At 66.1% G+C, this 26,506-nt stretch carries 28 protein-coding genes and 1 other RNA gene; 16 read left to right on the top strand and 13 right to left on the bottom strand.

Annotated features, from left to right (window positions below; genetic code table 11):
* Positions 1-22: 22 nt before the first annotated feature.
* Positions 23-376: a transfer-messenger RNA gene (gene ssrA / locus AC1ME3_RS08960) on the bottom strand.
* Between the two features lie 122 nt (positions 377-498).
* Here ssrA and AC1ME3_RS08955 point away from each other — a divergent pair.
* The gene (locus AC1ME3_RS08955) at positions 499-930 is read left to right on the top strand and encodes an RrF2 family transcriptional regulator (RefSeq protein ID WP_107954747.1); all 432 of its coding nucleotides are present in this window, start codon (positions 499-501) and stop codon (positions 928-930) included.
* Positions 931-1,079: 149 nt separating this feature from the next.
* Here AC1ME3_RS08955 and mscL read toward each other — a convergent pair whose 3' ends face one another.
* Complete coding sequence (gene mscL / locus AC1ME3_RS08950) at positions 1,080-1,550, bottom strand: large conductance mechanosensitive channel protein MscL (protein WP_056065888.1); 471 nt, start codon at positions 1,548-1,550, stop codon at positions 1,080-1,082.
* Positions 1,551-1,654: 104 nt separating this feature from the next.
* Here mscL and AC1ME3_RS08945 point away from each other — a divergent pair, with 104 nt between their 5' ends.
* The 4 genes from AC1ME3_RS08945 to AC1ME3_RS08930 are packed head-to-tail and all read left to right on the top strand — an operon-like array spanning position 1,655 to position 4,289.
* Positions 1,655-2,251 (top strand): LemA family protein, encoded by a 597-nt coding sequence (locus tag AC1ME3_RS08945; protein ID WP_056051590.1) that lies wholly within the window; start codon positions 1,655-1,657, stop codon positions 2,249-2,251.
* A gap of 10 nt (positions 2,252-2,261) precedes the next feature.
* On the top strand, positions 2,262-3,122 hold the full coding sequence (locus tag AC1ME3_RS08940; protein WP_480955694.1) for a TPM domain-containing protein: 861 nt from the start codon (positions 2,262-2,264) through the stop codon (positions 3,120-3,122).
* Between the two features lies 1 nt (position 3,123).
* On the top strand, positions 3,124-3,789 hold the full coding sequence (locus tag AC1ME3_RS08935; protein WP_480955693.1) for a TPM domain-containing protein: 666 nt from the start codon (positions 3,124-3,126) through the stop codon (positions 3,787-3,789).
* A complete protein-coding gene (locus AC1ME3_RS08930; RefSeq protein WP_480955692.1) occupies positions 3,786-4,289 on the top strand; it encodes an NUDIX hydrolase in 504 nt (167 codons plus the stop codon). Before AC1ME3_RS08935 ends, AC1ME3_RS08930 begins: the two co-directional genes overlap by 4 nt.
* 85 nt (positions 4,290-4,374) lie before the next feature.
* On the opposite strand, the gene AC1ME3_RS08925 is transcribed toward AC1ME3_RS08930, so the two are convergent.
* Entirely contained in the window at positions 4,375-4,656 is a 282-nt protein-coding gene (locus AC1ME3_RS08925) for an ETC complex I subunit (RefSeq protein WP_480955691.1), read from the bottom strand.
* Between the two features lie 9 nt (positions 4,657-4,665).
* Entirely contained in the window at positions 4,666-7,188 is a 2,523-nt protein-coding gene (hrpB, locus tag AC1ME3_RS08920) for an ATP-dependent helicase HrpB (protein WP_480955690.1), read from the bottom strand.
* 487 nt (positions 7,189-7,675) lie between these two features.
* Here hrpB and AC1ME3_RS08915 point away from each other — a divergent pair, with 487 nt between their 5' ends.
* From AC1ME3_RS08915 to AC1ME3_RS08905, 3 genes are all read left to right on the top strand, one after another.
* Positions 7,676-10,195 (top strand): penicillin-binding protein 1A, encoded by a 2,520-nt coding sequence (locus AC1ME3_RS08915; protein ID WP_480955689.1) that lies wholly within the window; start codon positions 7,676-7,678, stop codon positions 10,193-10,195.
* A 133-nt stretch (positions 10,196-10,328) separates the two neighbouring features.
* Positions 10,329-11,456 (top strand): peptide chain release factor 2, encoded by a 1,128-nt coding sequence (gene prfB, locus AC1ME3_RS08910; RefSeq protein ID WP_480955688.1) that lies wholly within the window; start codon positions 10,329-10,331, stop codon positions 11,454-11,456.
* Positions 11,457-11,479: 23 nt separating this feature from the next.
* Complete coding sequence (locus tag AC1ME3_RS08905; RefSeq protein WP_107954741.1) at positions 11,480-12,175, top strand: class I SAM-dependent methyltransferase; 696 nt, start codon at positions 11,480-11,482, stop codon at positions 12,173-12,175.
* Between the two features lie 365 nt (positions 12,176-12,540).
* On the opposite strand, the gene AC1ME3_RS08900 is transcribed toward AC1ME3_RS08905, so the two are convergent.
* Entirely contained in the window at positions 12,541-12,885 is a 345-nt protein-coding gene (locus AC1ME3_RS08900; RefSeq protein WP_480955687.1) for a JAB domain-containing protein, read from the bottom strand.
* Between the two features lie 139 nt (positions 12,886-13,024).
* Between AC1ME3_RS08900 and AC1ME3_RS08895 the strand changes: the two genes are divergently transcribed.
* The 3 genes from AC1ME3_RS08895 (at position 13,025) to AC1ME3_RS08885 (ending at position 15,078) form a co-directional block, all read left to right on the top strand.
* Entirely contained in the window at positions 13,025-13,819 is a 795-nt protein-coding gene (locus tag AC1ME3_RS08895) for a thymidylate synthase (RefSeq protein ID WP_480955686.1), read from the top strand.
* Between the two features lie 79 nt (positions 13,820-13,898).
* A complete protein-coding gene (locus tag AC1ME3_RS08890) occupies positions 13,899-14,417 on the top strand; it encodes a hemerythrin domain-containing protein (RefSeq protein ID WP_480955685.1) in 519 nt (172 codons plus the stop codon).
* A gap of 196 nt (positions 14,418-14,613) precedes the next feature.
* Positions 14,614-15,078 (top strand): dihydrofolate reductase, encoded by a 465-nt coding sequence (locus AC1ME3_RS08885; protein WP_480955684.1) that lies wholly within the window; start codon positions 14,614-14,616, stop codon positions 15,076-15,078.
* A 185-nt stretch (positions 15,079-15,263) separates the two neighbouring features.
* Here AC1ME3_RS08885 and AC1ME3_RS08880 read toward each other — a convergent pair whose 3' ends face one another.
* From AC1ME3_RS08880 to AC1ME3_RS08870, 3 genes are read right to left on the bottom strand one after another with little or no spacing between them, the layout of a single operon-like run.
* The gene (locus AC1ME3_RS08880) at positions 15,264-15,650 is read right to left on the bottom strand and encodes a winged helix DNA-binding protein (protein ID WP_480955683.1); all 387 of its coding nucleotides are present in this window, start codon (positions 15,648-15,650) and stop codon (positions 15,264-15,266) included.
* A 37-nt stretch (positions 15,651-15,687) separates the two neighbouring features.
* Positions 15,688-16,146, bottom strand: coding sequence for a hypothetical protein (locus AC1ME3_RS08875; protein WP_480955682.1), 459 nt, complete (start codon positions 16,144-16,146; stop codon positions 15,688-15,690).
* A gap of 32 nt (positions 16,147-16,178) precedes the next feature.
* Positions 16,179-17,186, bottom strand: coding sequence for a sigma factor-like helix-turn-helix DNA-binding protein (locus AC1ME3_RS08870; protein WP_480955681.1), 1,008 nt, complete (start codon positions 17,184-17,186; stop codon positions 16,179-16,181).
* Positions 17,187-17,421: 235 nt separating this feature from the next.
* On the opposite strand from AC1ME3_RS08870, the gene AC1ME3_RS08865 reads away from it, so the two are divergent.
* Positions 17,422-18,207, top strand: a complete 786-nt coding sequence (locus tag AC1ME3_RS08865; RefSeq protein ID WP_480955680.1) for an alpha/beta hydrolase — start codon at positions 17,422-17,424, stop codon at positions 18,205-18,207.
* 5 nt (positions 18,208-18,212) lie between these two features.
* Here AC1ME3_RS08865 and AC1ME3_RS08860 read toward each other — a convergent pair whose 3' ends face one another.
* The 3 genes from AC1ME3_RS08860 to groES form a co-directional block, all read right to left on the bottom strand.
* A complete protein-coding gene (locus AC1ME3_RS08860) occupies positions 18,213-18,797 on the bottom strand; it encodes a Uma2 family endonuclease (RefSeq protein ID WP_480955679.1) in 585 nt (194 codons plus the stop codon).
* 175 nt (positions 18,798-18,972) lie between these two features.
* Entirely contained in the window at positions 18,973-20,616 is a 1,644-nt protein-coding gene (gene groL, locus AC1ME3_RS08855) for a chaperonin GroEL (protein ID WP_056065680.1), read from the bottom strand.
* 79 nt (positions 20,617-20,695) lie between these two features.
* A complete protein-coding gene (gene groES / locus AC1ME3_RS08850; RefSeq protein ID WP_056052039.1) occupies positions 20,696-20,983 on the bottom strand; it encodes a co-chaperone GroES in 288 nt (95 codons plus the stop codon).
* A gap of 469 nt (positions 20,984-21,452) precedes the next feature.
* On the opposite strand from groES, the gene sppA reads away from it, so the two are divergent.
* Together sppA and AC1ME3_RS08840 are read left to right on the top strand one after the other, a co-directional pair.
* On the top strand, positions 21,453-23,396 hold the full coding sequence (sppA, locus tag AC1ME3_RS08845; protein ID WP_480955678.1) for a signal peptide peptidase SppA: 1,944 nt from the start codon (positions 21,453-21,455) through the stop codon (positions 23,394-23,396).
* Positions 23,396-23,983, top strand: a complete 588-nt coding sequence (locus tag AC1ME3_RS08840; RefSeq protein WP_480955677.1) for an N-acetyltransferase family protein — start codon at positions 23,396-23,398, stop codon at positions 23,981-23,983. Before sppA ends, AC1ME3_RS08840 begins: the two co-directional genes overlap by 1 nt.
* A 351-nt stretch (positions 23,984-24,334) precedes the next feature.
* Here the strand turns inward: AC1ME3_RS08840 and AC1ME3_RS08835 are convergent, their stop codons facing one another.
* Positions 24,335-24,973: a trimeric intracellular cation channel family protein gene (locus AC1ME3_RS08835; protein WP_056066054.1), complete on the bottom strand. Its 639-nt coding sequence runs from the start codon at positions 24,971-24,973 to the stop codon at positions 24,335-24,337.
* A 196-nt stretch (positions 24,974-25,169) separates the two neighbouring features.
* Here AC1ME3_RS08835 and AC1ME3_RS08830 point away from each other — a divergent pair, with 196 nt between their 5' ends.
* Entirely contained in the window at positions 25,170-25,475 is a 306-nt protein-coding gene (locus AC1ME3_RS08830; RefSeq protein WP_056489725.1) for a glycine zipper 2TM domain-containing protein, read from the top strand.
* 106 nt (positions 25,476-25,581) lie between these two features.
* The gene (locus tag AC1ME3_RS08825) at positions 25,582-26,010 is read left to right on the top strand and encodes an OsmC family protein (protein ID WP_480955676.1); all 429 of its coding nucleotides are present in this window, start codon (positions 25,582-25,584) and stop codon (positions 26,008-26,010) included.
* Positions 26,011-26,067: 57 nt separating this feature from the next.
* Here AC1ME3_RS08825 and AC1ME3_RS08820 read toward each other — a convergent pair whose 3' ends face one another.
* Positions 26,068-26,289 (bottom strand): hypothetical protein, encoded by a 222-nt coding sequence (locus AC1ME3_RS08820; RefSeq protein ID WP_056052052.1) that lies wholly within the window; start codon positions 26,287-26,289, stop codon positions 26,068-26,070.
* Positions 26,290-26,506: the final 217 nt, after the last annotated feature.

The following is a 26,506-nucleotide window of genomic DNA, read 5'->3' as shown; positions in this document are numbered from 1 at the left end:
GCTCGGTGCCCCCCGTACCGCCGGTGTCCACTTCTGTTGCCCGGTGTGGCCCGAACCGCGCTTTCGTCCGTATACTAGGTCGTTAGACCGTCAGTTATGCGGCAATTGCGAGTGCTTCGTTATCGTTGGCACTTGTGTATGGGCCGTTGCGGTGGTCCCATTCCGAGCGAAACATAGCGTCGTTGAACACACGTCGATCCTAGTTCGACCCCGTCATCGTCCCCCTCTTGCGAAGAGGGCGGTGGTGGAGTCGCCGGGTACTGCCCCCGGGTCCGCTGTGTCTATGACACGCCACGGTTTATCGCCATAGCCGCCAGGAGAAGATTCCCCCGACGGCATCACCGATATAGGGGGGCCGCATCGATCTGAAAAGCCCGGTCAAATGAAAAGACTGGCGCTGTGACGCGACCTGCCCCGAATAAATCACCGACGGGTTAGCACACGGCGTGCCAAACCGCCTTCCGCTCGCCACAAAGCGCGTGCATAGCAACCTGCATTATGTTGACGCAGCGCTCCCGCTACGCGCTCCGCGCGATGATCTTCCTTGGCGGTGCTCCCGCTGGTGGCCCTCCCATCCCGATGACGCGGATCGCCGCCGAGGCGAACGTGCCGCGCAAATTCCTCGAGCTGATCCTCGCCGACCTACGCGAGTCCGGGCTTTTGCACAGCCATCGCGGCAAGATGGGCGGCTATCGCCTGTCGCGGCCGAGCCATCTGATTTCGCTCGGCGAGATCATCCGGATCATCGAGGGGCCGTTGGCGCTGGTGCCGTGCGTGAGCCGGACCGCGTACCGGCCGTGCCTCGACTGCAAGAGCGAAGCCGACTGCGCGATCCGCTTTGCGATGATGCGCGTGCGCGACGAGACCGCGCGGATTCTGGATGGCACGAGCCTGGCGGATGCCAACGCCGAGGAACTGGTAGCGGCGTAGTTCTATCCTTCTCCCCTCGGGGAGAAGGTGGCGCGGCAGCGTCGGATGAGGGGGCGTTGGGATGTAACGTCCCGAGTCTCAAACCCCTCACCCTTCCGTTGCCTACGGCTCCTCCCTCCCTCTCCCCGACGGGGAGAGGGAAAGGTGTGTTACCCCCGCGCCTTCAACTCGTCGCGGATTTCGCGAAGCAGCGCGATCTCGACCGGCTCTGGCGCAGGCGCGACAACCACCGCCTCTTCCTCACGCTTCAACCTTGCCGTCTCGCGCTCGATCAGTGCCGCCGTCCGGTTCACCACGCGCAAAATCATGAAGATGATACCCGCGACGATCACGAAATTGACCAGCTGGGTCGCGAACGCGCCATAGCCGAGCAGCGGCACCCCCGCCTTCTTCAACGCCGCGTAATCGCTCAGCGAGCCCGCATAGTTTGCCGGCACCGGCCCCATCCGCCAGAAATAGCTCGAGAAATCGAGCCCGCCGAAGATTTTGCCGATCACCGGCATTAGCACGTCGTCGGTTAGCGACGTGACGATCTTGCCGAACGCCGCGCCGATGATCACTGCGATGGCGAGATCGAGCACGTTGCCGCGCATGATGAACGCCTTGAATTCCTTGAGCAATGCCGCCCCCTTCTGTTGCCAGCCCAAGGCTAACCGCCGATTTCGGTTTCGCCAACCCTGCGGACTGTCCTATGAGGGTGACACAGGTATTCAGGAGAGCCCCGATGTCACGTGCCCCAATCGCCCGCGGTACCGCCGCGATCCTCCTCGCATCGGCGCTGGCCGGATGCGGAATCAACAGCATTCCGACCGCGGAAGAGACCGCGAAGGCGCGCTGGGCCGACGTCCAGAACAATTATCAACGCCGCGCCGACCTGATCCCCAACCTCGTCGCGACCGTGAAGGCGGCGGGCGCGCAGGAAAAAGACATCCTCGTGCAGGTGACGCAGGCGCGCTCGGCCGCGAACTCGGTGCAGGTTTCGGCCGCCGATCTCTCCGATCCGGCGAAGATGGAGCAGTATCAGCGCGTCCAGGGTGCCGTCGGCGTGTCGCTGCAGCGCTTGCAGGAGGCGTATCCCGAGCTGAAGAGCCAGGCCAATTACACCACGCTGATGAGCCAGCTCGAGGGCACCGAGAACCGCATCACGATCGCGCGACGCGATTACAACGGCGCGGTCCAGGCGTATAATACCAAGATCCGCACTTTCCCCGACGCGGTCGGCGCGAAGATCTTCTACGGCGCCAAGCCGATGGTGCCATTCGCCGCGACCACGCCGGGTGCCGAGACCGCGCCGACAGTGAACTTCGGCAACGCGAGCTGATCCGAGCATTATGCTCCGCCACCTTTTGACGCTGGCGTTCGCGGTGCTGCTGGGAAGCAATGCTGCGACCGCGCAGACGCTTCCCAAGTTCACCGGCTTCGTCGTCGATGCGGCGAACGTCATCCCGCCCGATCAGGAAGCGGCGCTGACCAAGCGGCTCGACGACCTGCAAAAGACGACCGGCAACCAGCTGGTGGTTGCGACGGTGCCCGATCTCGAAGGCTATCCGATCGAGGATTATGGCAATCGGCTGCTGCGAAGCTGGGGCGTCGGGCTGAAGGACGCGAACAACGGCGCGATCCTGCTGGTCGCGCCGAACGACCGGAAGGTGCGGATCGAGGTCGGTTATGGCCTGGAGCCGGTGCTGACCGACGCGTTCTCCAGCGTCGTCATCAACCAGCAGATCCTGCCGCGCTTCAAGGCGGGCGACATCCCCGGCGGCATCGTCGCCGGGACGAACGCGGTCGCGGACCAGCTTGCGCTGCCCGATGCGGAAGCGCGCGCCAAGGTGACGGCGGCGGCGGCGGAGTATGACGAGACGCATCGTCGTTCAAATTCGGGCGGTGGTGGCGTGCCGATCGGGCTGATCTTCTTCGGGATCGTGCTGGCGGCGATCGTCATTCCGATGATCTCGCGGCGCGCCGGCGGACAACGCTACACCGATGGAGGGCGCGGCGGTGGCAGCGGTGCGTTGCCGATCGTGTTGTGGAGCATTGCCGACGCGATGACTCGCGGCGGTGGTGGTGGCGGCTGGGGCGGTGGCGGTGGCGGTGGCGGCGGCGATAGTGGCGGCGGCGGCTGGGGCGGCGGTGGTTTTGGCGGCGGCGGCGGTGGATCCGGCGGCGGCGGCGGCGCATCGGGGGGATGGTGACATGCGGTTGAGTGACACCGACCACGACCGCGTCACGGCGGCGGTCACCCAGGCGGAGACCGCGACGACCGGCGAGATCGTTACGATCGTCGCGCGGCAGTCCGATGCCTATCACGACGTGTCGATGCACTGGGGCGTGCTGGCGATGCTGCTGACGCTGGCGCTGCTCGCATATCACCCGGTCGCGGCGGACCATATCTACGCGTTGGTCGATCCCTGGCAGGCGGCACCACAGGGTGCGCTGTACGTGGTCGCGCTCGTGCTGGTGACCTTGGTGTTCTTGGGCGTACGGCTGGCGCTGGCGTGGACACCGGCACGGCTCGCGCTAACGCCGGGCGCGACCAAGGCGCGGCGCGTGCGGCGGCGGGCTTTGCTCCTATTTCGTGCGGGCGCGGAGAAGCGGACCAAGGGTTCGACTGGCGTGCTGCTGTACCTGTCGCTCGCCGAACACCGGGCGGAGATCATCGCCGACGATGCGATCCATTCTCGCGTGCCGAACGAAACTTGGGGCGCTGCGATGGCGGCGGTACTTGCCGGCGTCCGCGACGATCGCCCCGCCGACGGCATGGCGGATGCGGTCGCGCAGATCGGCGCGGTGCTCGCCGAACACTTTCCCCGCACCGGTGCGCCGGTGAACGAACTTCCGGACAGGCTGATCGAACTATGAGCAAGACCGTATGGGCCGGGAAATTCCTGACCGTGCAGACCGAAGGCACGTGGGAATTCGCCGCGCGCCAGGCCGAGATCGCAGCGGCGGTAATCGTCGCGATCGACGACGGCGACGTGATCCTGGTGGAGCAGTTCCGCGTGCCGCTGGGCCGCGCGTGTCTCGAACTGCCGGCCGGGCTGGTCGGTGACGAAACCGCGGGCGAGAGCGTCGCGATGGCCGCCGGGCGCGAACTGGAGGAAGAGACCGGCTACCGCGCGGACGCGATCGAGGACCTGGGCCTGTTCTATTCGTCGCCGGGAATGACGTCAGAATGCTTCACGCTGGTCCGCGCGACGGGGCTGACGAAGGTAAGCGACGGCGGCGGTGATGGTGACGAGAACATCACCGTGCACCGGGTGCCGCTGGCGGACGTGCCGGCGTTCGTGGCGGAGAAGCGTAAGGCTGGCGTGGCGATCGACACCAAAATGCTACTGATCCTGGCAGGTTCGATTCTCTAACCAAGACTTGTTTCCCCGCGAAGGCGGGGACCCAGCCTGGGCTCCCGCCTTCGCGGGAGAACAAGTTGGTGGGACGCCAGCCGGCTTACTTGAAGTTATCCGCGTAGCTCTGCAGCTTCAGCGTCTTCTGCGGCGCCGGCACGACGGTGTAGTCGAACCCCTCGCGCTCGCAGTGTGCGATCGCGGCTTCGGCGGTCGGGAACAGCAGGCGCAGCTGGTCGCGGGTGTCGCCGCTGCCGGCCCAGCCGGTGAGCGGGTCGGGGCGCTTGGGCTCCGAGGGTTCGAATTCGAGCTGCCAGGCATCGGTCCGGTGCTTGCCGGACTGCATGGCGTTCTTGGGGCGCTGAAAGATACGGGCGGTTGGCATGAGCCCCCCTTATCGCGAACCGGCGGCCCTTGCATCCGCCTTTTTCGTGCGCAGCGTGGCGGACGCCGCGGCGGGGTCGTCGGGCCAGGGATGCTTGGGATAGCGCCCGCGCATTTCCTTCGCCACCGCGGTCCAGCTGCCCGCCCAGAAACCGGGCAGGTCTCGCGTCGTCTGTATCGGGCGGCCGGCGGGGGATGTAAGGCTCAACACGAGCGGTACGCGCGCCTCGCCGATCACCGGATGCACTGCGAGTCCGAACAGGGCTTGGACGCGGAGCTCGACGCGCGGGCCGCCTTCGGCTGCGTAATCGATCGCGTGCGTGCTGCCGGCGGGGCTGGTGAAGTCGGGTGGCGCGAGGCGGTTGATCGTCTGCATCGCGTCCCAGCCGAGCAGGTTGCGCAAGGCTTCGGCGAGCGCGCCGGGGGCGATCGCGTCGAGTCGGCGTTTGCCGGTCAGGAGGGTAGCCAGCCATTCGTCGATGCGGTCGAGCAGGGTTACGTCATCGAGCGGGACGCCGGCATAGGCGGCGCGGTCGCGCAGGGTTTGGGCGCCGTCGCTCCACGGTAGCAGTGCGAAGCCGTGCTCGCGGACGCCGTCGATGAGCGCGGCGAGAATCGCGTCGGGGTCCGCGCCACTCTCGGGGCCGCTCGACAGGCGGATCGCGCCGAGGCGGCGTTCGCGGAGCGCCTGGATGCCGCCGGTTGTGGGGTCGAACGTCACGGTGCGGCGGGATTCGATGCGGTCGGCGAAGAGGGTTTCGACGGTGGCCTGGTCGATCGCCACGGCGGAGAGAATGCGCGCGCCGGCGGCCGAGCCTTGCGTGTCGGCGACGGCGAGCCATTCGGAGCGGGCGAGCGGCGAGGTCGGGTCGAGCTTGAACCCGCGGCCGCCGACCGAAGCCCAGGTTTCGCCGGACGCATCGCGGCGGCGCGCGATGCGGTCGGGGAAGCCCAGCGCGACGCAAACCTCTGCCCCCCTTCCGCTTGCGGGAGGGGTCGGGGGAGGGGCTGACCCAGCAGTGCCGCGCGCTTGGGATATGTCGCGCCCTCCCCCGACCCCTCCCGCAAGCGGGAAGGGAGCAAGGCGTGCCCACCTTTCGGCCATTGCTCTTGCCGCTTGCGCCTTGGGTCCACGTTCGGTTTTCCAGCGGCGGAGGCGGGTTTCCAGGTCGACGTCCTGTCCACCGATCCCGCGCTCGCCGAGCAAAACCGCGATTTGTGCCGCTACGCTCGCCAAGCCGCGCTCCCCCGCTCGCAGAAGCATATGCGCCAACCTCGGCGGCATCGGCAGCTTCGCGATCGCGCGGCCGTGCGATGTCGGGCGGCCGTCTTCGATCGCCTCCAGCGTCGTAAGCCGCGCCATCGCCTCGTCGATCGCCGCGGCGGGGGGCGGGTCGATCCAGCGGAGGTCTCGCGGATCACCGACGCCCCAAAGTGCGCAGGCAAGGACTAGTGCGGACAGGTCCGCCTCCAGGATTTCAGGCGGGTCGTACCGTGGAAGGCCAGCCGTCGCCGCTTCCTCCCACAGGCGGTACGCTATGCCCGGTCCGAGGCGCGCGGCGCGGCCGGCGCGTTGGGTTACGGCGGCCTGACTCGCACGCTCGGTGACTAGGCGCGTCATGCCGGCTGCGCGGTCGTAGCGGGGGCGCCTCGCGAGCCCGGAGTCGACGACGATGCGGATGCCGTCGAGCGTCAGGCTGGTCTCGGCGATGCTGGTGGCGAGCACGACCTTCCGCCGGCCGACCGGTTCGGGAAGGATCGCGGCGCGTTGGGCGACGGGATCGAGGCTGCCGTGGAGTTCGTGCAGGACGATGTCGTCGGGCAAATTGGCGAGGCGGTCGGCGGTCCGTTCGATCTCCGCGACGCCGGGTAGGAACGCGAGCACGCCGCCCTCCGCTTCGCCGAGCGCGCGGCGGATCGCGGCGGCGACCGAGTCCTCGACACGCAGTTCCGCCTGCCGCCCGATGTGGCGGAGGGTGAGTGGGTAGCTGCGGCCTTCGCTTTCGATGACGGGCGCGCCGTCCATCAATGCCGCGAACCGTGCGCCGTCGAGCGTTGCGGACATCGCGACGATACGGAGGTCGGGGCGGAAGCCGGCTTGCACGTCGAGCGCTAGCGCAAGGCCGAAATCGCCGTCGAGGCTGCGTTCGTGGACTTCGTCGAACAGGACTGCGGAGACGCCGGCGAGTTCGGGATCGGCCTGGATGCGGGCGACGAAGATGCCTTCGGTGATCACCGTGACGCGGGTCGCGGCGGAGCGCTTGCTGTCCATGCGGGTGGCGTAGCCGAAGGTCTGGCCGACGGGCTCGCCGACGATCGAGGCCATGCGTTCGGCGGCGGCACGGGCGGCCAGGCGGCGGGGGGATAGGAGGAGGATCTCGCCGGTGCACCAGGGTTCGGTGAGGAGGGCCGGCGCTACTGCCGTGGTCTTGCCGGCACCTGGGGGGGCGACGAGGACTGCGGAGATACGGTCGCGGAGGGTGGCGAGGAGTTCGGGGAGTATGGCTAGGATCGGGAGGGGCGGCGGGGTCATGCGCGCCTGCTGCCACAGTAGCGGGGTTGGCGACAGGTTTTGCTTGGGCGGTCCCTTGGGAAGGGGCGGGTTCAAACCGACGATCGCGCGCTTTCGATCCTCCCCCGCCAGGGGGAGGTGGCAGGCACTTGCCTGACGGAGGGGGCGGTAAGCGACGACTTCGGGTCCGTGTCCTCCCCCTCCGTCACCTTCGGTGCCACCTCCCCCTGGCGGGGGAGGATCGTTCGAGCTCACGGACGTCGATGGCTTACCTACCCGCCAACAGCACCGCCCCGGCGAAGGCCGGGGTCCAATTGGGAAACGGCGCTGACTGCTGTTGCGCTCCGTTATTGCCACCTCTCCAATTGGGCCCCGGCCTTCGCCGGGGAGGTGTGTAGCCGGTGGGCCGCTTCTCACGCCCCCGCGCCCTCCGCCCTTTCCCAACCACCACTCCGCCGAAGGCCGCTGGCAAGCGCCCGCGAACCTGCTAGACGCTGCGGCAGTAATCATGGCGTCCGATCCCTCCCCCACCTCGACGACGGCGACAGGCCGCACTTCCGACCGGCTGCGCGGCGGGGTCGCGCGCGCCTGGGCGAGTCGGTGGACCAAGGCGGCGCTGGTGCTGGTCGTGCTCGGCTTCGTCGCGATCTTCGCGTTCTGGTTCGCGGTCATGCGCGACCTGCCTTCCGTGGATACGCTGCGGACGTACGAGCCGCCGCTGCCGACCAACGTCCGCGGCATTGATGGCGCGCCGATCCACAGCTACGCCCGCGAACGCCGCGTCGAACTGAGCTACGCCGAATATCCGCCGCTGCTCGTGAAGGCGTTCCTCGCCGCGGAGGACAAGTCGTTCTTCGAGCATCACGGCGTCGACTACCCGGGCCTCGCCGGCGCGGTGTACGATTATGCGACCAAGCTCGGCACCGGCAAGCGCGCCAAGGGCGGCTCGACGATCACGCAGCAGGTCGCCAAGAACCTGTTGATCGGCAACGCCTATTCGCCGTCACGCAAACTGCGCGAGGCGGTGCTGGCGTACAAGATCGAGGATACGCTGACCAAGGAGCAGATCCTCGAGCTGTACCTCAACCAGATCGCGCTCGGGCGCAACGCGTTCGGCGTCGAGGCGGCGAGCCATGCGTATTTCGACAAGGAGCTCGACCAGCTCGATCTCGCGCAGATGGCGTATCTCGCGATCCTGCCCAAGGGTCCGTCGAACTACGATCCGGTGCGCAACACCGAGCGCGCGATGATCCGCCGCAACTATGTGCTCAACCGCATGCTCGACAACGGCTTCATCACTCGCGCGCAGCATGACCAGGCCAATGCCGAGCCGCTCGGCGCGGTGATGCGGCGCACACCGAAATTCGAGAGCGTCGGCGGCTATTTCGTCGAGGAAGTCCGTCGCCAGCTGATGGCGAAGTTCGGCGAGAATGCGAAGGATGGCCCGTACAGCGTCTATTCGGGCGGGCTGTGGGTACGGACGTCGTTCGACGCGAAGCTGCAGGACCTGGCGCAGCAGGCGTTGCGCGACGGGCTGGTGCGGTTCGACAGCGGGCGCGGCTGGAACGGCCCGATCCGTCATGTCGAGATCGAGGACGACAACTGGCTCCAGCCTCTGCTCAACAGCAATATCGCGCTCGATTATCGCGACTGGGTCGCGGCGATCGTGACGGGCAAGGACGGTAATGCCTGGAGCCTCGGCTTCCGCACCGGCAAGACCGGCACGCTGCCGCGCTACGCCGCGCAGATGCCGGTGCGCGGCAAGGGTGGCAACGCGTTCGGCGCGATCAAGGTCGGCGACATCATCGCGGTGGCGCCAGATGGCGGCGAATTCTCGCTGCGGGCGATCCCCAAGGTCTCGGGCGCGTTCGTCGTCGAGGAGCCTGCGTCGGGCCGCGTGCTGGCGATGCAGGGCGGCTTCGACGACCGCTTGCAGGCGTTCAACCGCGCGACTCAGGCGATGCGCCAGCCGGGGTCGACGATCAAGCCGATCGTCTATTCCGCCGCACTCGACAACGGCATGACCCCCGCCTCGATCATCGTCGACGGGCCGTTCTGCGTCTATCAGGGCGCGCGGCTCGGACAGAAGTGCTTCCGCAACTTCGGCAATTCGCGTGGGTCGGGCCCGCACACGATGCGCTGGGGTATCGAGCAGTCGCGCAACCTGATGACGGTGCGCGCCGCCGCGCAGACCGGCATGCCCAAGGTGGTCGCGACGATCAAGAAGATGGGCGTCGGCGACTACGCGCCGTATCTCTCCTACGCGCTCGGCGCTGGCGAGACGACCGTCGGGCGGATGGTCAACGCGTATTCGATCCTTGCCAACAACGGCAAGGGCGGCCCGCCGTCGCTGATCGACTTCGTCCAGGATCGCCACGGCAAGGTGATCTGGCCGGAGAACTGGCGGCCGTGCGATCGCTGCAACGCGCCGGACTGGGACGGCAAGCCGATGCCGCGGCCGATCACGCGCCAGCGCCAGGTGCTCGATGCGATGACCGCGTACCAGATGGTCCATATCACCGAAGGCGTCGTCCAGCGCGGCACCGCGGTGACGCTGCGCGATCTTGACCGGCCGATGTTCGGCAAGACGGGCACGAACAACGGCCCGACCGACGTGTGGTTCGTCGGGGGCACGCCGCAATTCGTCGGCGGACTGTATATCGGGTTCGACACGCCGAAGAACCTCGGTGGCGCAGCACAGGGCGGTACGCTCGCCGCACCGATCTTCAAGCAGTTCGCGGTTAAGGCGTATGAGGATTTGCCCAAGCTGCCGTTCCGTGCCCCCGCCGGGATCCGCATGGTCCGGATCGATCGCGGTAGCGGGCGTCCGGTCTATGGCACATGGCCCGACACCAGCGATCCGAAACCCGCGGTGATCTGGGAAGCGTTCAAGCCCGAGAGCGAACCGCGGCGTGCGGCACGACGCTCGGATGCCGCTCCTACTGCTGCCACAACGACGACCGCGGTGAAGAAGGCCGAAGCGCCGCGCGACAGCGATTTCTTGCAAAGACAAGGCGGAATCTACTAGCGCGCTTATATAGACGTCATCCCGGCGCCCGCCGGTGACCCGCCCCGCTCGCTTGGGGCGGCGATCCCGGCCTCCGCTGAGACGACGAAATTCCCCGGCCTCCGCCGGGGCGGCGGAATTTTTGGAGAATATCATGCGCGCCGAAGCGCAGGCTTACGTAGACACCATCAACGACGCGCTGGCGCTGCTGCGCCGCTTCCTCGACTGGGACCGCGCGCTGCGTCGTCTCGACGAGCTGAACGCGCGCGTCGAGGATCAGGCGCTCTGGTCCGATCCCAAGGCCGCGCAGGAGGTGATGCGCGAGCGTCGTCGTCTCGACGAGGCGATCAGCGCGACGCGCGCGATCCAGAGCGAACTGTCGGACACCGCCGAGCTGATCGAGATGGCCGAGGCCGAGGGCGATACCGAGATGGAGGCGGACGGCGTTGCGTCGCTCGCCGAACTCGCCGCGCGTGCCGACAAGGACAAGATCAAGGCGCTGCTGGCGGGCGAAGCCGACGCGAACGACACCTATATCGAGGTCAACGCCGGCGCCGGCGGGACCGAGAGCCAGGACTGGGCGGGCATGCTTAGCCGGATGTATTCGCGCTGGGGCGAGCGCCACGGTTTGAAGGTCGAGCTGGTCGACCAGCATTCGGGCGAGCAGGCGGGGATCAAGTCCGCCACGCTGCTGCTGAAGGGCGAGAACGCCTATGGTTACGCGAAGACCGAAAGCGGCGTGCACCGGCTGGTGCGAATCAGCCCGTACGACTCGGCGGCGCGACGGCATACGTCGTTCGCGAGCGTCTGGGTGTATCCGGTCGTCGACGACAATATCGAGGTCGAATACAACGAGAGCGACCTGCGCATCGACACCTACCGCGCGTCGGGTGCCGGCGGCCAGCACATCAACACGACCGATTCGGCGGTGCGTATCACGCACATCCCGACCGGCATCGTCGTGCAGTGCCAGAACCAGCGTTCACAGCACAAGAACAAGGCCGAGGCGTACAACCAGCTTCGCGCGCGTCTGTACGAGCGCGAACTGGCGATCCGCGAGACTGCGGCGAACGCCGAGAATGCCGGCAAGACCGATATCGGCTGGGGTCACCAGATCCGCAGCTACGTGCTCCAGCCGTACCAGATGGTGAAGGACCTGCGCACCGGCGTGGTGTCGACCAGCCCGTCGGACGTGCTCGACGGCGACCTCGAGATGTTCATGGCGGCGGCGCTGTCGCAGCGCGTGACCGGCGAGGCCGTCGAGGTGGAGGACGTCGATTGAGCTTGCGGGGTGTCCTTGCCCTGATGGTCCTGCCGATGCTTGCGCTATGCGCGTGTGACGGCAGCAAGCCGCTGATCAAGCGCGAGCCCAAGGAACCGGTGTTCCCCGCCGCCGACCGTCCGGTCGCGTCGATCGTCTCGACGCGCTGGTCGAACGAGGAAGCGCGCGACCGGCTGAACGAAGCCGGCGAGGTCATGAACAAGGGCGAGATCCGCAAGGGCATGACGGTCGCAGATATCGGCGCGGGTGAAGGATACTACACGATCCGTCTCGCGGCGCGCGTCGGCAAGGACGGGCGCGTGCTCGCGGAAGACATCATCCCGGCGGTGCGCGACCAGCTCGCGGAACGCGTCGCGCGCGAGGATCTGGCGAACGTCAGCGTGAAGCTGGGCGAGGCGAACGATCCCAAGCTGCCCGAGGCGAGCTTCGACCGGGTGCTGATGGTCCACATGTATCATGAGATCGAGCAGCCGTACGAGTTCCTGTGGCGGCTGCGGCCGTCGCTGAAGCCTGACGGGCTGGTCGTGGTGGTCGATGCGAACCGCCCGACGCAGAACCACGGTACGCCGCCGGCGCTGTTGAAGTGCGAGTTCGCGGCGGTGGGGTATACGCAGGTCGATACCGACGACATGCCCTCCGCCGGAGGCTACATCGCGACGTTCCGCGCGAACGGGCCGCGGCCGGCGCCGGAAGCGATCCGGGCGTGCCGGCTCGGGTGAGCTTTGGTCCGGGTCATGACCCAACTAAAAGCACCACCCCGGCGAAGGCCGGGGCCCAGTTGGGAAGGCAGTAGTAACGGCGTTCGGCGCTAAGTTGGCGACGTCCCCCAACTGGGCCCCGGCCTCCGCCGGGGTGGTAAAATTAGGACGCGAGCGCTCCTCACACCACGCCGACTGCCGCCGACTTGTAAACCGGCCGTATGCAATCCGACGGCAGCCCACACTTCCGTGTTCTCCCGCGAAGGCGGGAGCCCAGTCTGGGTCCCCGCCTTCGCGGGGAAACAAGCTTTTCTGTCGTCATCTGGAAGATGCTGCCCCATCTCGCTGATGCCAGCCACCGGTTCGGTAGGAATCGATGCGACAAGTCAGACGATCCCCATCGCTCGCAAACTCGTCACCTGCCCGCCAGCGATCACCAGGTGATCGAGCAAAACCGCTTCCAACGTCCGCAACCCCGCCGCCAGCGCCCGCGTAAACGCCACGTCCCGCGCACTCGGCGTCGCATCCCCGCTCGGATGGTTGTGCGCGATGACCACCCCGTGAGCGCCGAACGCCAGCGCATCCACCGCGACCGTCCGGATCGAGATCGCCACCTGATCCCGCCCCCCGACGACATGCCGCATTCCGAGAAGCCTCCGATTCGGATCAAGATACGCGACCGCCACCGTCTCCACCGTGGCATCACGCAGCCCGGCGAACAGCGCGCGCACCGCGGCGAAGTCGGCAATACGAGGGCAAGGCACGGACGACGGTGGCACATACCCGACTGCGTCGGAGCGCGGGCGGCTGCACGCGCAACCGCGTCCACATCGGCTTGAGCCGCCGCCCCTACGACGCTACGCCCGCAGCATGCGCCAATATCTAGACCTCATGGACCGCGTGCTCTCGACCGGCGTCGAGACGATGGACCGCACCGGCACCGGCACGCTCAGCGTGTTCGGCGCGCAGATGCGCTTCGATCTCGCGCAGGGCTTCCCCGTGCTCACCACCAAGAAGCTCCATCTTCGCTCGATCATCGTCGAGCTCCTGTGGTTCCTCCGCGGCGACACCAACGTCCGCTGGTTGCAGGAGCGCAAGGTGGCGATCTGGGACGAATGGGCGGACGAGAACGGCGATCTCGGCCCGGTCTACGGCAAGCAATGGCGCGACTGGGCCACTGCCGACGGCCGCCACATCGACCAGATCGCCGAACTCATAACGCAGATCCGGACCAACCCCGCCTCGCGCCGCCAGATCGTCAGCGCGTGGAATCCAGGCGACCTGCACGCGATGGCGCTCGCGCCGTGCCACTGCCTGTTCCAGACACACGTCGCCAACGGCAAGCTTTCGCTGCAACTCTACCAGCGCTCGGGCGACATCTTCCTCGGCGTGCCGTTCAACATCGCCAGCTACGCGTTGCTCACCCACATCCTTGCGCAGCAATGCGGGCTCGAGGTCGGCGAGTTCATCTGGACCGGCGGCGATTGCCACCTCTATTCGAACCATCTGGAGCAGGCACAACTGCAGCTGACGCGCTCGCCGGGGCCGTTGCCGCGGCTTGAAATTCTCCGAAAGCCGGACTCGATCGACGCCTACGAGTATGAGGATTTCGTCCTCCAAGATTACGTCGCGCAGGCGCACATCAAGGCCCCCGTCGCGGTCTGAACAGAGAGCGACCCCGCGGCAGCGCCGCGCGACCGAATCGCAATAGGAACCGCCGGCAGCGCGCGCGGTTCAGATGCGCATGGATATCACACAGCTCATTCTCGACGAACACGCGCAGCAGCGCGCATTGTTCGCGCAGATCGATTCGATCGACGCCAAGGACACCGAAGCGCTGTCGGCGCTCTGGACCCGCCTCAAGAACCTGCTCGACGCGCATGCCGAGGCCGAGGAACGCTTCTTCTACCCGCGGCTGATGAAGATCGGCACCGGCGGCAACGACGCCGACTCGGCCGGCGAGGAGACCGAGGACGCGATCGAGGATCACAACGACATTCGCGAGACGGGCGAAGCGGTCGACAAGCGCCCGGTCGGCTCAGACGCTTGGTTCGAGGCGGTCGGAAAATGCAACAAGGCGAACAGCGATCACCTGGCCGAGGAAGAACGCCAGGGCCTCACCGATTTCCGCAAGCATGCGACGCTGGAGGAGCGGCATGAACTGGGTGTGCGGTTCGCGGCGTTCGAGGCGAATCACCTGAACGGGGTGAAGGTCGTCGAGAAGGATCCCGAGGCGTATGTGAAGGAACATGCGCCGGGGTGAAATTGCACATGTCCCCAAACGTGACTTCCCCGGCGAAGGCCGGGGCCCAATTGGAAAGGTGGGAGTGACGGGACGCAGCGCTCCGTTAGGAATGTTTCCCAACTGGCCCCCGGCCTCCGCCGGGGAGGTGCTCGGGTTAGGTTTGGGCGCAATCCCCGGACTAGAACCCCTTCCCTCATTCCGGCATGACTGAAGCATGATCACCTTCTACCTCGCCCGCGCCACCAACGGCGTCATCGGCCGTGACGGCCAGCTCCCCTGGCGCATCCCCGCGGACCTGAAGCGCTTCAAGGCGCTAACGATGGGCAAGCCGATGGTGATGGGACGCAAGACGTTCGAGGGTTTCCCTAGCCCACTGCCCGGCCGCCGCCACATCGTCCTGACGCGGGGCGACTGGACCGCGCAAGGCGCCGAAGTCGCACATTCCATCGAGGAGGCGTTGGCGATAGCCGGCGATGATGTCGCAGTGATCGGCGGTGCGCAGATCTATGCGCAATTGCTTCCCCACGCGGACCGTATCGAACTCACCGAAGTTCATGCCGAGCCCGAGGGCAACGCGACCGTGCCCTCGTTCGACGGCTGGGCAGAAATCGCCCGAGAGGACCATGTCGCCGAGAACGAATGCCCGGGCTATAGTTTCGTCACCCTCACCCGCACCTAGAGAGCGGGGTCTGCGCGGCGAACTTTCCCAAATCGCGGACTTACTGCGTGATCCCAAGTTCCGAGCGATGAGACCGAGGTGGGCAGTGACGCGCGTATGACGTCGCAAAGTCAGAGGCAGTCAGAAACGGCGTTCGAAGGGTGATTACTGCCTCATCGGTTCGAACCGTTCTCTGTAGGCTAACTTCAGCTATCTTCAAGCAATCGCCCGAGTAGGTTCACCATGCGCACGCGCCCGAGCGGCGTCAGTTGAACGTGAGAGCGACGGCCATCGCGTGCGTCGCGAATGCGTTCGACGAGATCGGCTTCCTGCAACATGGCGAGATAGCGCAGTGCCGTTGCGGATGGCGCTCGGGCTCCGATGCAGACCGCGGAGACACTCAGCCGGCGCTGCTCGTGTTCCGAAATGAACAGGTCGAGCAGGATGTCCCAGGCAGGTTCCGAGAACAGTGCGTCGCCGAGCATCGCATCCCGGACCTTGCGGAGTTCGTACAGCCGCCGGGCCATATCGACCAGAACGGTATCCGATACGGCGAACGGCGTCGCGCGTTTGGCGATATTGATAGGCGCCATGGCAAGTGCGTAAGTCATAAACGTCTTCCGAATTCGCTTATCGGATCGTGCGGTCCTGACGACTCCAGTCGAGATCCCAGCCCTGGGCCTGGATCCGCCGCGAATGCCTGACCGTCCCGATCACGAGAAGCAGAACGATGGGATAGCTCCAGACGGCAGAGAGGACGGCGTAGACGAGGCGGATGACGTCGGGGCTGATCGCCTTGGCCAGATGGGCACCCGTCCCCAACGCGTGGAGCGCGGTAACCCAGGCTGGCCAGAAGCGATCGGCATGCAACGTGATCACGATCATCACGACGAGCAGGATCAGGTCGACGACCATGACACCGACCTCCATCCCGGCGAACAATACCGGGATGTCGCGCTGGATGACGCTCGTGGAGAGCGCTGCCAGCAACAGGGCCAGGCCCGTCAACCGCTCCGGTGCCCCGCCCCGCAGGAGCGCGTAGCCGGATGCGGTCGACTGTATCGCGTAGAACACCCAGACCCGATCCAACTCTTATCTCCGCAGGACCGTCAGTCGGTCGTTCAGGCGACCGCGGCCAGATGGACCGGGGCCAAGTGGGCCGGGGAGTCGAATTCGGTCGCAAGCCGCAGCGTGCCCTCGTTCGGCGGGCATTCCGCGGTGTCGCCATAACCGTAGAACTGGCCGAGGCCGATCTCGGTTCGGACATCGACCAGCGCACGGTGTGCTTCGATGAAGCGCTGCCGAACGGCGACCATCTCGAACGACGCCTGCGATACCATCTGCAACGCGGCGGCACCCGTGCCGAGCGGCAGGTTCGCAGCGACGCGCTGCTGCATCAGCGTCGCCATGCACGAAGCTGTGAGCATCGCTGCCTTGTCGACCGCGGCCTCTGCCTCGAGAAAGTCATTGGCTACCCTGTCGGCAGCGCGGCGGCGTTCTCTCAACATCGAAATTCCTCCCCTATGCACCGACGTTGCGGTGCCGTGTACGGGAGCGCTCTGGTCTCGGTTCGATCGCAACAGCGTCGTCAACGTCATCGCCATGTTGACGACCGCCATCGACGTGACGGCGATCAGTCCCATGAGTGCGAGCAGTCGAAATATCCTGTCGCCGATCGAAAACCGATTGCGCGCCACCCCCGTCGATCCGCTGCCACCGGATAGCCCGAGGAAGCGGCGAACAAACCCCCACGGCTCGATCTGATCGCTGCTTGCTCGCTTGGGTGGCGTGAAGGGAACGTCGAGTGGTTCGGATGGTAGCCGTTCGTATACGGCGGCCGGTTCGGCAGGTGATGCCGGCTTGGCAAGGGCGCCAGTGTCGGACGCAGGACGGTCGCGAGCGAGCAGGACATCGTTCGCCCCCTCACGCTCATGGTCTTGCAATCGACGCGCCGCCTCGAACCGCGTGCCGACGCCTAGAATCTGGATCGCACGCTCGACCCGCTTGTCGATCGCGGACGGCGACACGCCGACGATCAGCGCGATCTCCTTCGAGTTGTGATGGGTCAGTACGAGCCGGAGGCAGGTGCGTTGGGCTTCGGTCAACTGATCGATGCGTCCTACGGTCATGGCGTGATGGTAGCGTGAACCTATGACGGTTGCACCATTCGCGTGCGGCTCCAGGAAACTGAATTACAAACCTTTGAATTGGAAAGAATTTCCGATGTACGAGCGAGGCGCAGATCTTAGTATCCGCACAAATAGAGAGGATGCGATGATCAATGTTGCGGCGAACGCGAGGCTGGCCCTGCGCGGGGGAGGACAGCAACGCCCGCGGCGGATCGGATTCTTACCGATTGGGGCATTGATTCTGTCCACGGTGCTCGCCGGTTGCGTCAATCCGGTTGGCCGTTCGCTGTACCAGCCTGCCCCGCTCGCGGCGACGCCGACATGGATCGGACGGACGCCGAGGCTGGTCGAAGCGGTCGCGGCGGACGGCGTGCATTTGCAAGGCTGGTTCTGGCCGCCGGAAACACCGGGCGGCGCGGTGCTGATCTACGTTCCAGGACGCGCGGGCAATCGCGACATCGCGGCAAAGGCCGCTCAGGCCTTCGCCCGTGACGGCCGCGGCGTGCTCGTCGCGTCGTATCGCGGCTATGGCGATAATCCGGGCGTCCCGGACGAACGTGGACTGTACCAGGATGGCCGCGCGTTCGTGGATCTGGCGAAGCAGCTCGTGCCAGACGGCAAGCGGTTCGTCTTCGGCGACGGTCTCGGTGCGGCGGTCGCGCTGCGCGTCGCGGCCGATGCGTCGACGGGGACGGACATCGACGGCGTCGTGACGCTGGGGGCGTTCGACTCGTTTGCGCGGTTCGTTCCCGGCGTGACGCGGACGTTTTACGCGGACGCGTTCGACAACGTCGCAGCGATCCGACGGGTCACGGTGCCGGTGCTGCTGATGCACGGTCGCAAGGACGAAGTCGTGCCGTTCGCGGCGGCGGAGCGGTTGCGCGCCGCGGCTGGCGGCAAGGCGTTGGTCGTGCCGGTCGATGGGGAGGCGTATCACAGCTTCGACTTGAGCCACATCGCGCCGGTGGTGTGGCGGGCGCTGGACCAGATCGCGGCGGACGAAGCGGCGGCAGCGAAGTAGCGGGTTTAGTCGCGAGCGAAGATCTCGGTGTGAGGGATCGTAAGGTCGAGCGAGGGAATGACCAAGTCCAGCGAGGTCGAGAACACTGTCTCGATCCAGCCGCCCGCGATCCGCTGGTGAACCGACAACGCTTCGGCATCGACGTCGACGAACGCTAACGTGTCGACGGAATCGATCGCGCGGTATTCGTCTCTCTTGATGGTCAAATCGAAGTGCCGGGTCGAGGGAGACAGAACCTCGATGATGACGCGCGGATCGGACAGGGTCAGATCGTCCGGCCGGTCGCAGGGTGCGCCGCAATCGATGGTGAGATCGGGATAGCGCACCGACCGGTCCTGCGTGCGGACCGCCATGTCGGAGCCGTAAGGTGTGCAGCCCGAGCCGCGTAGAGCAGAACGGACGAACGCGGTCAGATTCACTTGCACGCGAGAATAATCGCGTGTGCCGCCGGCCATCATGCGGATGACGCCGTTGTCGAGTTCGGCCTTCATGTCGGCGCCGAAATCGATCTGGAGGAATTCCTCGGCTGTCAGCAGCCGGTAGTGCGGGTCGCTCGCCATGTCGGAGACATACGCTGGTTGGGTAGACAAACAAAGGGCCGGGGATTGCTCCCCGGCCCTTTGCTTTGGTCGGTGTTTGGCTTGGAACCGAGCAGCGGCGAAGCCGCTGCTTTCGTCGGACGGGATCGGTGGCTTGCGCCGCCGACCCGCCGGCCGTCCTTGGGCGAGTCCGTAGCCAGATTGGCTACGGCCACCACCCTGCGGATCAGAAGTCCATGCCGCCCATGCCGCCCATGCCGCCGCCGCCCATGGGCATGGCGGGCTTGTCTTCGGCCATTTCGCTCACGGCCGCTTCGGTCGTGATCAGGAGGCCTGCGACCGATGCTGCGTTCTGCAGCGCGGTGCGGACGACCTTGGTCGGATCGATCACGCCGGCTTCCACCAGGTTCTCGTAGGTGTCGGTCGCGGCGTTGAAGCCGATCGACGTGTCGTTGCCGTCGAGCAGCTTGCCCGAAACAACCGCACCGTCATGACCGGCGTTCTGTGCGATCTGGCGAACCAGAGCCGTCAGCGACTTGCGGACGATGTCGATACCGCGAGTCTGGTCGTCGTTTGCGCCTTCGAGGCCGTCGAGAGCCTTGGTTGCGTACAGCAGAGCCGTACCGCCGCCGGGGACGATGCCTTCTTCGACAGCTGCACGGGTTGCGTGCAGCGCGTCGTCGACGCGGTCCTTGCGCTCCTTGACTTCAACTTCCGAAGAACCACCGACCTTGATCACGGCAACGCCGCCGGCAAGCTTGGCAAGACGCTCCTGGAGCTTCTCCTTGTCGTAGTCGCTGGTCGTGTTCTCGATCTGCTGGCGGATCGCTTCGGTGCGGCCCTTGATCGTGTCGTGATCGCCGGCACCGTCGACGATGACGGTGTTGTCCTTGTCGATCGTGACGCGCTTGGCGGTGCCGAGCATGCCGAGCGTGACGGTCTCGAGCTTGATGCCGAGGTCTTCCGAGATCATCTCGCCCTTGGTCAGGATCGCGATGTCCTCGAGCATCGCCTTGCGACGATCGCCGAAGCCCGGTGCCTTGACCGCTGCGACCTTCAGGCCGCCGCGCAGCTTGTTGACGACGAGCGTGGCCAGAGCCTCACCCTCGATGTCCTCGGCGATGATCAGGAGCGGACGACCCGACTGGACGACGGCTTCCAGGATCGGGAGCATCGCCTGCAGGTTCGAAAGCTTCTTCTCGTGGATCAGGATGTAGGGATCCTGAAGCTCGACGGTCATCTTCTCGGGGTTGGTGATGAAGTACGGCGACAGATAGCCGCGGTCGAACTGCATGCCCTCGACGACGTCGAGCTCGAATTCGAGACCCTTCGCTTCCTCGACGGTGATCACGCCTTCCTTGCCGACCTTCTCCATGGCTTCGGCAATCTTCTCGCCGACTTCACGGTCGCCGTTTGCCGAGATGATACCGACCTGCGCCACTTCCTTCGAACCCGAAACCGGCTTCGAACGCGCCTTGACGTCCTCGACGACCTTGATGACGGCCAGATCGATGCCGCGCTTCAGGTCCATCGGGTTCATGCCCGCTGCGACCGACTTCATGCCCTCGCGAACGATGGCCTGCGCCAGAACCGTTGCAGTGGTCGTGCCGTCGCCGGCGATGTCGTTGGTCTTCGAGGCCACTTCGCGCAGCATCTGCGCACCCATGTTCTCGAACTTGTCCTTGAGCTCGATCTCCTTGGCGACGGTGACGCCGTCCTTGGTGATGCGCGGTGCGCCGAAGCTCTTGTCGATGACGACGTTGCGGCCCTTGGGGCCCAAGGTCACCTTGACCGCGTCGGCGAGAATGTCGACGCCGCGGAGGATGCGCTCACGCGCGTCACGACCGAATTTTACGTCCTTGGAAGCCATGTCAGCTGCCCTTTCGTATAAGTTGAAAAGTCACGATAAGGTTACACCCCGGCAACTTGGCCAGGTAACCCGGCTAAAGTCAGCCGACGATCCCGAGGATGTCAGATTCCTTCATGATCAGAAGGTCTTCGCCGTCGACCTTGACCTCGGTGCCCGACCATTTGCCGAACAGGATCTTGTCGCCGGTCTTGACGTCGAGCGGGGTGATCGTGCCGTTCTCGGCGCGGGTGCCGGTGCCGATGGCGACGACTTCGCCTTCCTGCGGCTTTTCCTTGGCGGTGTCGGGGATGATGATGCCGCCAGCCGTCTTCTCTTCGGCTTCGAGGCGCTTCACCAGCACGCGATCATGCAACGGACGAAAGTTCATGGGGTCCATGTCCTTTTGGATTGTGACAGATTTCTGGCACTCGAGGTTATCGAGTGCCAACGGACGGCATATGTGCCTCGGGGTGCGGCATGTCAAAGGTTCCGGGGGTGAAATTTTTTCGGGCGGGCGTGGTATTCGGGCACCTGCGCGTGTTTGCCCGAAACACCACCCCGGCGGAGGCCGGGGCCCAGTTGGCAAGGTCGTTGTAACGGAACGCTCCGCTCCGTTTGCGACGTTCCCCAACTGGGCCCCGGCCTTCGCCGGGGTGGTGGGATTGGAGTGCGCACTCGCCGACCACTCCGTCACCCCGGGCTTGTTCCGGGGTCCACCGTGCCGCGGATCAGCGGCCGGTGAGTTTGAGGAACCGTGGATGCCGGAACAAGCCCGGCATGACGAAGACGGTCGGTCTGTGTTGGACGCGTAATACAGGGCATTTACCTCGGTCCGCGCATGCTCTAGCTCTCGTCCCATGACCGATACCGCTGCGCCGTCCTACGCCCCCTCCTATGTCGACCCCGCCCGCCCGCCGCGGCGGAAATGGCGGCTCGTACGGGGCGTGTGGAAGTTCCTCGTGGCGATCAAGGACGCGCTCGTCCTGATCGCGATGCTGTTGTTCTTCGGGCTGATTTTCGCGGCGCTCAATGCGCGGCAGAGCACGACGGCGATCAAGGATGGCGCGCTGGTGCTCGACCTCAACGGTTCGATCGTCGAGCAGCCCGAGGAGCAGGCCGCGTTCGCCGCACTCTCGGGGCAGAGCCGGACTCGGCAGTTTCGCCTGCGCGACGTGGTCCGTTCGATCGATACCGCACGCACCGATGCGCGCGTGAAAGTGGTCGTGCTCGATCTCGACAGCTTCGGCGGCGCGTATCCGGCAGCCCTCGCCGAGGTCGGCGATGCGCTGGCGCGGGTGCGTGCGAGCGGCAAACCGGTGCTGGCCTATGCGACCGCGTACACCGATGGCGGCTATCGCCTCGCGGCGAACGCGACCGAGATCTGGGTCAACCCGCTGGGCGGGACGGTCTTCATGGGGCCGGGCGGCAATCAGCTCTATTACAAGGGCCTGATCGACAAGCTCGGCGTCAACGCGCACGTCTACCGCGTCGGCCGCTACAAGTCGTTCGTCGAGCCCTACACGCGGGCAGACCAGAGCGACGACGCGCGCGCCGCCAGCACTGCGCTGTACGGCACGCTGTTCGCGCAGTGGCGCGAGGCCGTCGCGAAAGCACGCCCCAAGGCGCAGATCGCGCAGTTCATGACCGCACCCGACAAGGTGATCCTCGCCTCGAACGGCAACATCGCCGAGGCGAACCTGCGCGCGGGCATCGTCGACAAGCTCGGCGATCGCACCAGTTTCGGGCGGCGCGTGGCTGAGTATGCTGGCAGCGACGCCACCAAGCCGGCGGGCAACTACACCGCGATCAAGTACGACGCGTGGGTGAAGGCGAACCCTCTCCCCACCGCGGGCGACTCGATCGGCGTGCTGACGATCGCCGGCGAGATCGTCGACGGCGAGAGCGGCCCCGGCAAGGCGGCGGGCAAGACGATCGAGAAGGCGGTGCTCGACGGGCTCGCCAAGAAGACTTTGAAGGCGCTCGTCGTGCGCGTCGATTCGCCGGGTGGATCGGTGATGGCATCGGAGCAGATCCGGCTCGCGATCCTCGAAGCCAAGCGGCAGAAATTGCCCGTCGTCGTGTCGATGGGCGGGCTCGCGGCTAGCGGCGGGTACTGGGTGTCGACGCCGGCCGACGTGATCTTTGCCGAGCCCGGCACGATCACCGGCTCGATCGGTATCTTCGGGGTGATCCCGACCTTCGAGAACGCGCTCGCCAAGATCGGCGTGACCAGCGACGGCGTGAAGACCACGCCGCTGTCGGGCCAGCCCGACATCACCGGCGGCACCACGCCGATGTTCGACGCGATCGCGCAGGCGGGGATCGAGAACGGCTATCGCCAGTTCGTGTCGCGCGTGGCGGCATCGCGGAAGATGACACCGGCGCGGGTCGACGAGATCGGCCAGGGCCGCGTCTGGGATGGCGGCACCGCGCGCCAGATCGGGCTCGTCGACCGGTTCGGCACGTTGCAGGACGCGATCGACGAGGCCGCCAAGCGCGCCAAGCTCGATCCGGCCAAGGTGCATGCCGAGTATCTGGAGAAGAAGCCGGGCTTCCTCGCGACGATCGCGCAGGATTTCGGCAATGATGGCGACGATGATGCGGGTGGCGGCGATGCATTCGCGCACGTCGCGGCGGACCGGCGCCAGATGCTTGCGCGCGCCGTGGGTGACATGAAGCGGCTAGCGACCTCGGGGTCGATCCAGGCGCGCTGCCTGGAGTGCGGCGGGATGGGACCGACGAGCGCGGGTATCGGCGATGCCAAGCTGCTCGATATGCTGCTGGCGCGGATCGGATTCTGATGGCGATCCCCGCTTCGGGCAATGGGGGCGGGATCGTCATTCGGGCGGCGGTGCCCGAGGATGCCGCGTCGATCGCGGCGATCTATGCGCCGCACGTGCTGGTCGGGACGGTGTCGTTCGAGACCGAAGCGCCGGATGCGCGGCAGATGCGCGCGCGGATGGCGGCGTCGGACGGGCTGTACCCGTGGCTGGTGGCGACGATTGGCTCCGAGGGTGGCGTGCTGGCCTACGCTTATGCGTCGGCGTTCCACAAGCGCGAGGCGTACCGGTTCGCGTGCGAGACGACGATCTATGTCGCGGATGCGGCGCAGCGCCAGGGCGCGGGGCGGCTGTTGTACGAGGCGCTGATCGATACGCTGCGCGCGCAGGAGTTTACGCAGGCGATCGGGGCGATCGCGTTGCCGAACGATTCGTCGATCAAGCTGCATGAGGCGGTCGGGTTTCGGCGGGCCGGGGTGTACCGGGAGGTCGGGTACAAGAACGGGCAGTGGATCGATGTCGGGCATTGGCAGTGTGAGTTGAACGAGCCTGCGGTGCCGCCGGTGGAGCCGAAGCGGTTTGCGAATGTCGGGGTGGTGCGGGGGTGAAGCCTTTCTTGGGGTGGCATTGACCGTAGTCGGAGTGGCGCACCCTGGCGGAGGCCACCACCCCGGCGAAGGCCGGGGCCCAGTTGGGGAACGTCGCTGACGTGCGCTGCGCTCCGTTACTCCAACCTTTCCAACTGGGCCCCGGCCTTCGCCGGGGTGGTTACTGTGTTGGAGCGCGTCGCTCTCGACAAGTAGAGATCAGGCGCGCAAGATTGGATCGAGTAAGATCGGACCGTTGGCTCAAGCCCAACCACCGGCCCGCCCATCCTTGTTCTCCCGCGAAGGCGGGAGCCCAGACTGGGTCCCCGCCTTCGCGGGGACACAAGGTTATTGCGCGGCAAACTTGGTGAGTTAGCGCCGTCCACCGTACGCAGGCAGCGCTAGATGAAAGCGGATGGCGGCCGCCCTGAGCGTGAAGCCGGCACTCGCCGCGATCACCGCCGCCAAGGCGAGCGGCACGCCCAGCAACACCAGCCCCACATAACTCGCCGCCGCCAAAGCCGCCGCGGTCACGTACAGCTCCGGTCGCATCAAGATAGACGGCTCGCCCGCCAGCACGTCGCGGATGATGCCGCCGACGCAGGCGGTCATCACCCCCATCAGCGCCGCCGGCACCGGTGGTACGCCGTAGCCGAGCGCCTTCGCCGCGCCGTACACCGCGTACGCCGCGAGCCCGACCGCGTCGAACCAGCCAAGCGCCTCGTCCTTCCACCATCGCTCGGGCGTTACCCAGATCAGCAGCGCCACGCCGAGGCACACGCTGGCAGCACGCGCGTCATGCACCCAGAACACCGGTGCGCCGATCAGCAGGTCGCGTACCGTGCCGCCGCCGACGCCGGTGATCAGCCCGAAGAACACGAGCGTCACGAACGTCTGGCCGCGCTTGGCCGCGGCGAGCGCCCCCGAGGCTGCGAACACGGCGAGCCCGGCCAAGTCGAACCAGGGCGCGGCAACGGGCAGGATCTCGACGGGCAAGGGCACGGGCAACATCGCGGCGGCGTAACCGGCCTGCCATCCAGCGTAAAGCGGGACCGCGGAATGATGCCCGTCGGCTGTTGATAGCAACGCCCCGATGCCGGTCCCGAAGATGAACGCCAGCATGAACGCGGTGTTGTTTTTGGTTCATGCAACTGGCGCTATAGCGGCTTCGTTATACCAGCAGATCAATTCACTAGGGAGTTACATCATGCGTAAGTTCGTTCTGGCCATGGGCCTCAGCGCAATGGTCCTGCCGACCGTCCTCGTTCCCGTGTCGGCCGCAGATGCGCGCGATCGTCGCGAATGGCGTGGTCGTGACGGCCGGGTCTATTGCAAGAAGAACAACGGCACGACCGGCACGATCATCGGCGGCGTCGGCGGCGCGCTCCTCGGCCGCACGGTCGACACCCGTGGCGACCGCACGGTCGGCACGCTGGGCGGCGCGGTTCTCGGTGGTCTCGCCGGTCGCGCGATCGACAAGGGCACGAGCAACAACAACCGTCGTTGCCGCTGACACTCATCGGCTAAATCAATGCCGCTATTTCGGTAGTTGCGCGTTGTGGAAGGGCGTCGTGGGAAACCGCGGCGCCTTTTTTCTTGTCCGATAAAGGATCAAAACGATGACCACACGCAGCGGTTCGGCAAAATATGAAGGCCTCGGCAAGAGCGGCAAGGGCCATGTCTCGACCCAGTCGGGCGTGCTGTCCGATAGCCCGTACGGCTTCAACACGCGGTTCGAGAACGAGCCCGGCACCAATCCCGAAGAGCTGATCGCGGCCGCGCATGCATCGTGTTTCACCATGGCTCTGGGCTTTGCGCTCGCTGGCAAGGGGTATGAGGCCGGCACGCTCGAGACGTCCGCCAAGGTTACGCTCGACAAGGATGGCGACGGGTTCAAGATCACCAAGTCGGCGCTGACGCTGAACGCCAAGGTCGACGGCATCTCGAAGGAAGAGTTCGAGGCGATCGCCGCGGACGCCAAGGCGAACTGCCCGGTGTCGAAGGTGCTCAACGCCGAGATCACGCTGGAGCACAACCTCGCCGCATAATAGCGGGTACGTTTCGCAATCAGGAGGGCCCGGTGGAAACGCCGGGCCCTTCTTGCGTCAGATGATCCCGCCGCCGAGGCTGAGGCGGAGCGCGAAGATGATGATCAGCACGATGTTGAGGTTGCGGCCGCCGCTGCTCGATGACAGCGCGCCGACCGCGGCCCCAACGATGCCGATCGGGATGACGAGCCAGTTCATCCAGCCAAGCAACGGGATGAACGCGACGAGGCCAAGCACCAGGGTGACGAGGCCGATGAGGATCGAGACGATGTTCAGCATGGGGTGAACATGGCGAGTCGGACCGGTTCGAGCAAGACTTGGCGGATCCTTACGATCCTCCCCCGCCAGGGGGAGGTGGCACCGAAGGTGACGGAGGGGGAGGATACGAAACAGTCGTTGCCGCGTGCCTCCCCCTCCGTCTGGCAAGCGCCAGCCACCTCCCCCTAGCGGGGGAGGATCGAGGGTGTGTGGAAAACGTTTTCTTCATCGGAGGGCG

The organism is Sphingomonas sp. BL2 (assembly GCF_056680015.1).
This window is presented reverse-complemented; position numbering and strand designations above follow the sequence as displayed.

Coding starts and splice junctions, on each gene's coding strand:
- AC1ME3_RS08955 (WP_107954747.1), top strand. CDS start 499: ATGTTGACGCAGCGCTCCCGCTACGCGCTCCGCGCGATGATCTTCCTT.
- AC1ME3_RS08945 (WP_056051590.1), top strand. CDS start 1,655: ATGTCACGTGCCCCAATCGCCCGCGGTACCGCCGCGATCCTCCTCGCA.
- AC1ME3_RS08940 (WP_480955694.1), top strand. CDS start 2,262: ATGCTCCGCCACCTTTTGACGCTGGCGTTCGCGGTGCTGCTGGGAAGC.
- AC1ME3_RS08935 (WP_480955693.1), top strand. CDS start 3,124: ATGCGGTTGAGTGACACCGACCACGACCGCGTCACGGCGGCGGTCACC.
- AC1ME3_RS08930 (WP_480955692.1), top strand. CDS start 3,786: ATGAGCAAGACCGTATGGGCCGGGAAATTCCTGACCGTGCAGACCGAA.
- AC1ME3_RS08925 (WP_480955691.1), bottom strand. CDS start 4,656: ATGCCAACCGCCCGTATCTTTCAGCGCCCCAAGAACGCCATGCAGTCC.
- hrpB (WP_480955690.1), bottom strand. CDS start 7,188: ATGACCCCGCCGCCCCTCCCGATCCTAGCCATACTCCCCGAACTCCTC.
- AC1ME3_RS08915 (WP_480955689.1), top strand. CDS start 7,676: ATGGCGTCCGATCCCTCCCCCACCTCGACGACGGCGACAGGCCGCACT.
- prfB (WP_480955688.1), top strand. CDS start 10,329: ATGCGCGCCGAAGCGCAGGCTTACGTAGACACCATCAACGACGCGCTG.
- AC1ME3_RS08905 (WP_107954741.1), top strand. CDS start 11,480: ATGGTCCTGCCGATGCTTGCGCTATGCGCGTGTGACGGCAGCAAGCCG.
- AC1ME3_RS08895 (WP_480955686.1), top strand. CDS start 13,025: ATGCGCCAATATCTAGACCTCATGGACCGCGTGCTCTCGACCGGCGTC.
- AC1ME3_RS08890 (WP_480955685.1), top strand. CDS start 13,899: ATGGATATCACACAGCTCATTCTCGACGAACACGCGCAGCAGCGCGCA.
- AC1ME3_RS08885 (WP_480955684.1), top strand. CDS start 14,614: ATGATCACCTTCTACCTCGCCCGCGCCACCAACGGCGTCATCGGCCGT.
- AC1ME3_RS08880 (WP_480955683.1), bottom strand. CDS start 15,650: ATGGCGCCTATCAATATCGCCAAACGCGCGACGCCGTTCGCCGTATCG.
- AC1ME3_RS08870 (WP_480955681.1), bottom strand. CDS start 17,186: ATGACCGTAGGACGCATCGATCAGTTGACCGAAGCCCAACGCACCTGC.
- groL (WP_056065680.1), bottom strand. CDS start 20,616: ATGGCTTCCAAGGACGTAAAATTCGGTCGTGACGCGCGTGAGCGCATC.
- groES (WP_056052039.1), bottom strand. CDS start 20,983: ATGAACTTTCGTCCGTTGCATGATCGCGTGCTGGTGAAGCGCCTCGAA.
- sppA (WP_480955678.1), top strand. CDS start 21,453: ATGACCGATACCGCTGCGCCGTCCTACGCCCCCTCCTATGTCGACCCC.
- AC1ME3_RS08840 (WP_480955677.1), top strand. CDS start 23,396: ATGGCGATCCCCGCTTCGGGCAATGGGGGCGGGATCGTCATTCGGGCG.
- AC1ME3_RS08835 (WP_056066054.1), bottom strand. CDS start 24,973: ATGTTGCCCGTGCCCTTGCCCGTCGAGATCCTGCCCGTTGCCGCGCCC.
- AC1ME3_RS08830 (WP_056489725.1), top strand. CDS start 25,170: ATGCGTAAGTTCGTTCTGGCCATGGGCCTCAGCGCAATGGTCCTGCCG.
- AC1ME3_RS08825 (WP_480955676.1), top strand. CDS start 25,582: ATGACCACACGCAGCGGTTCGGCAAAATATGAAGGCCTCGGCAAGAGC.
- AC1ME3_RS08820 (WP_056052052.1), bottom strand. CDS start 26,289: ATGCTGAACATCGTCTCGATCCTCATCGGCCTCGTCACCCTGGTGCTT.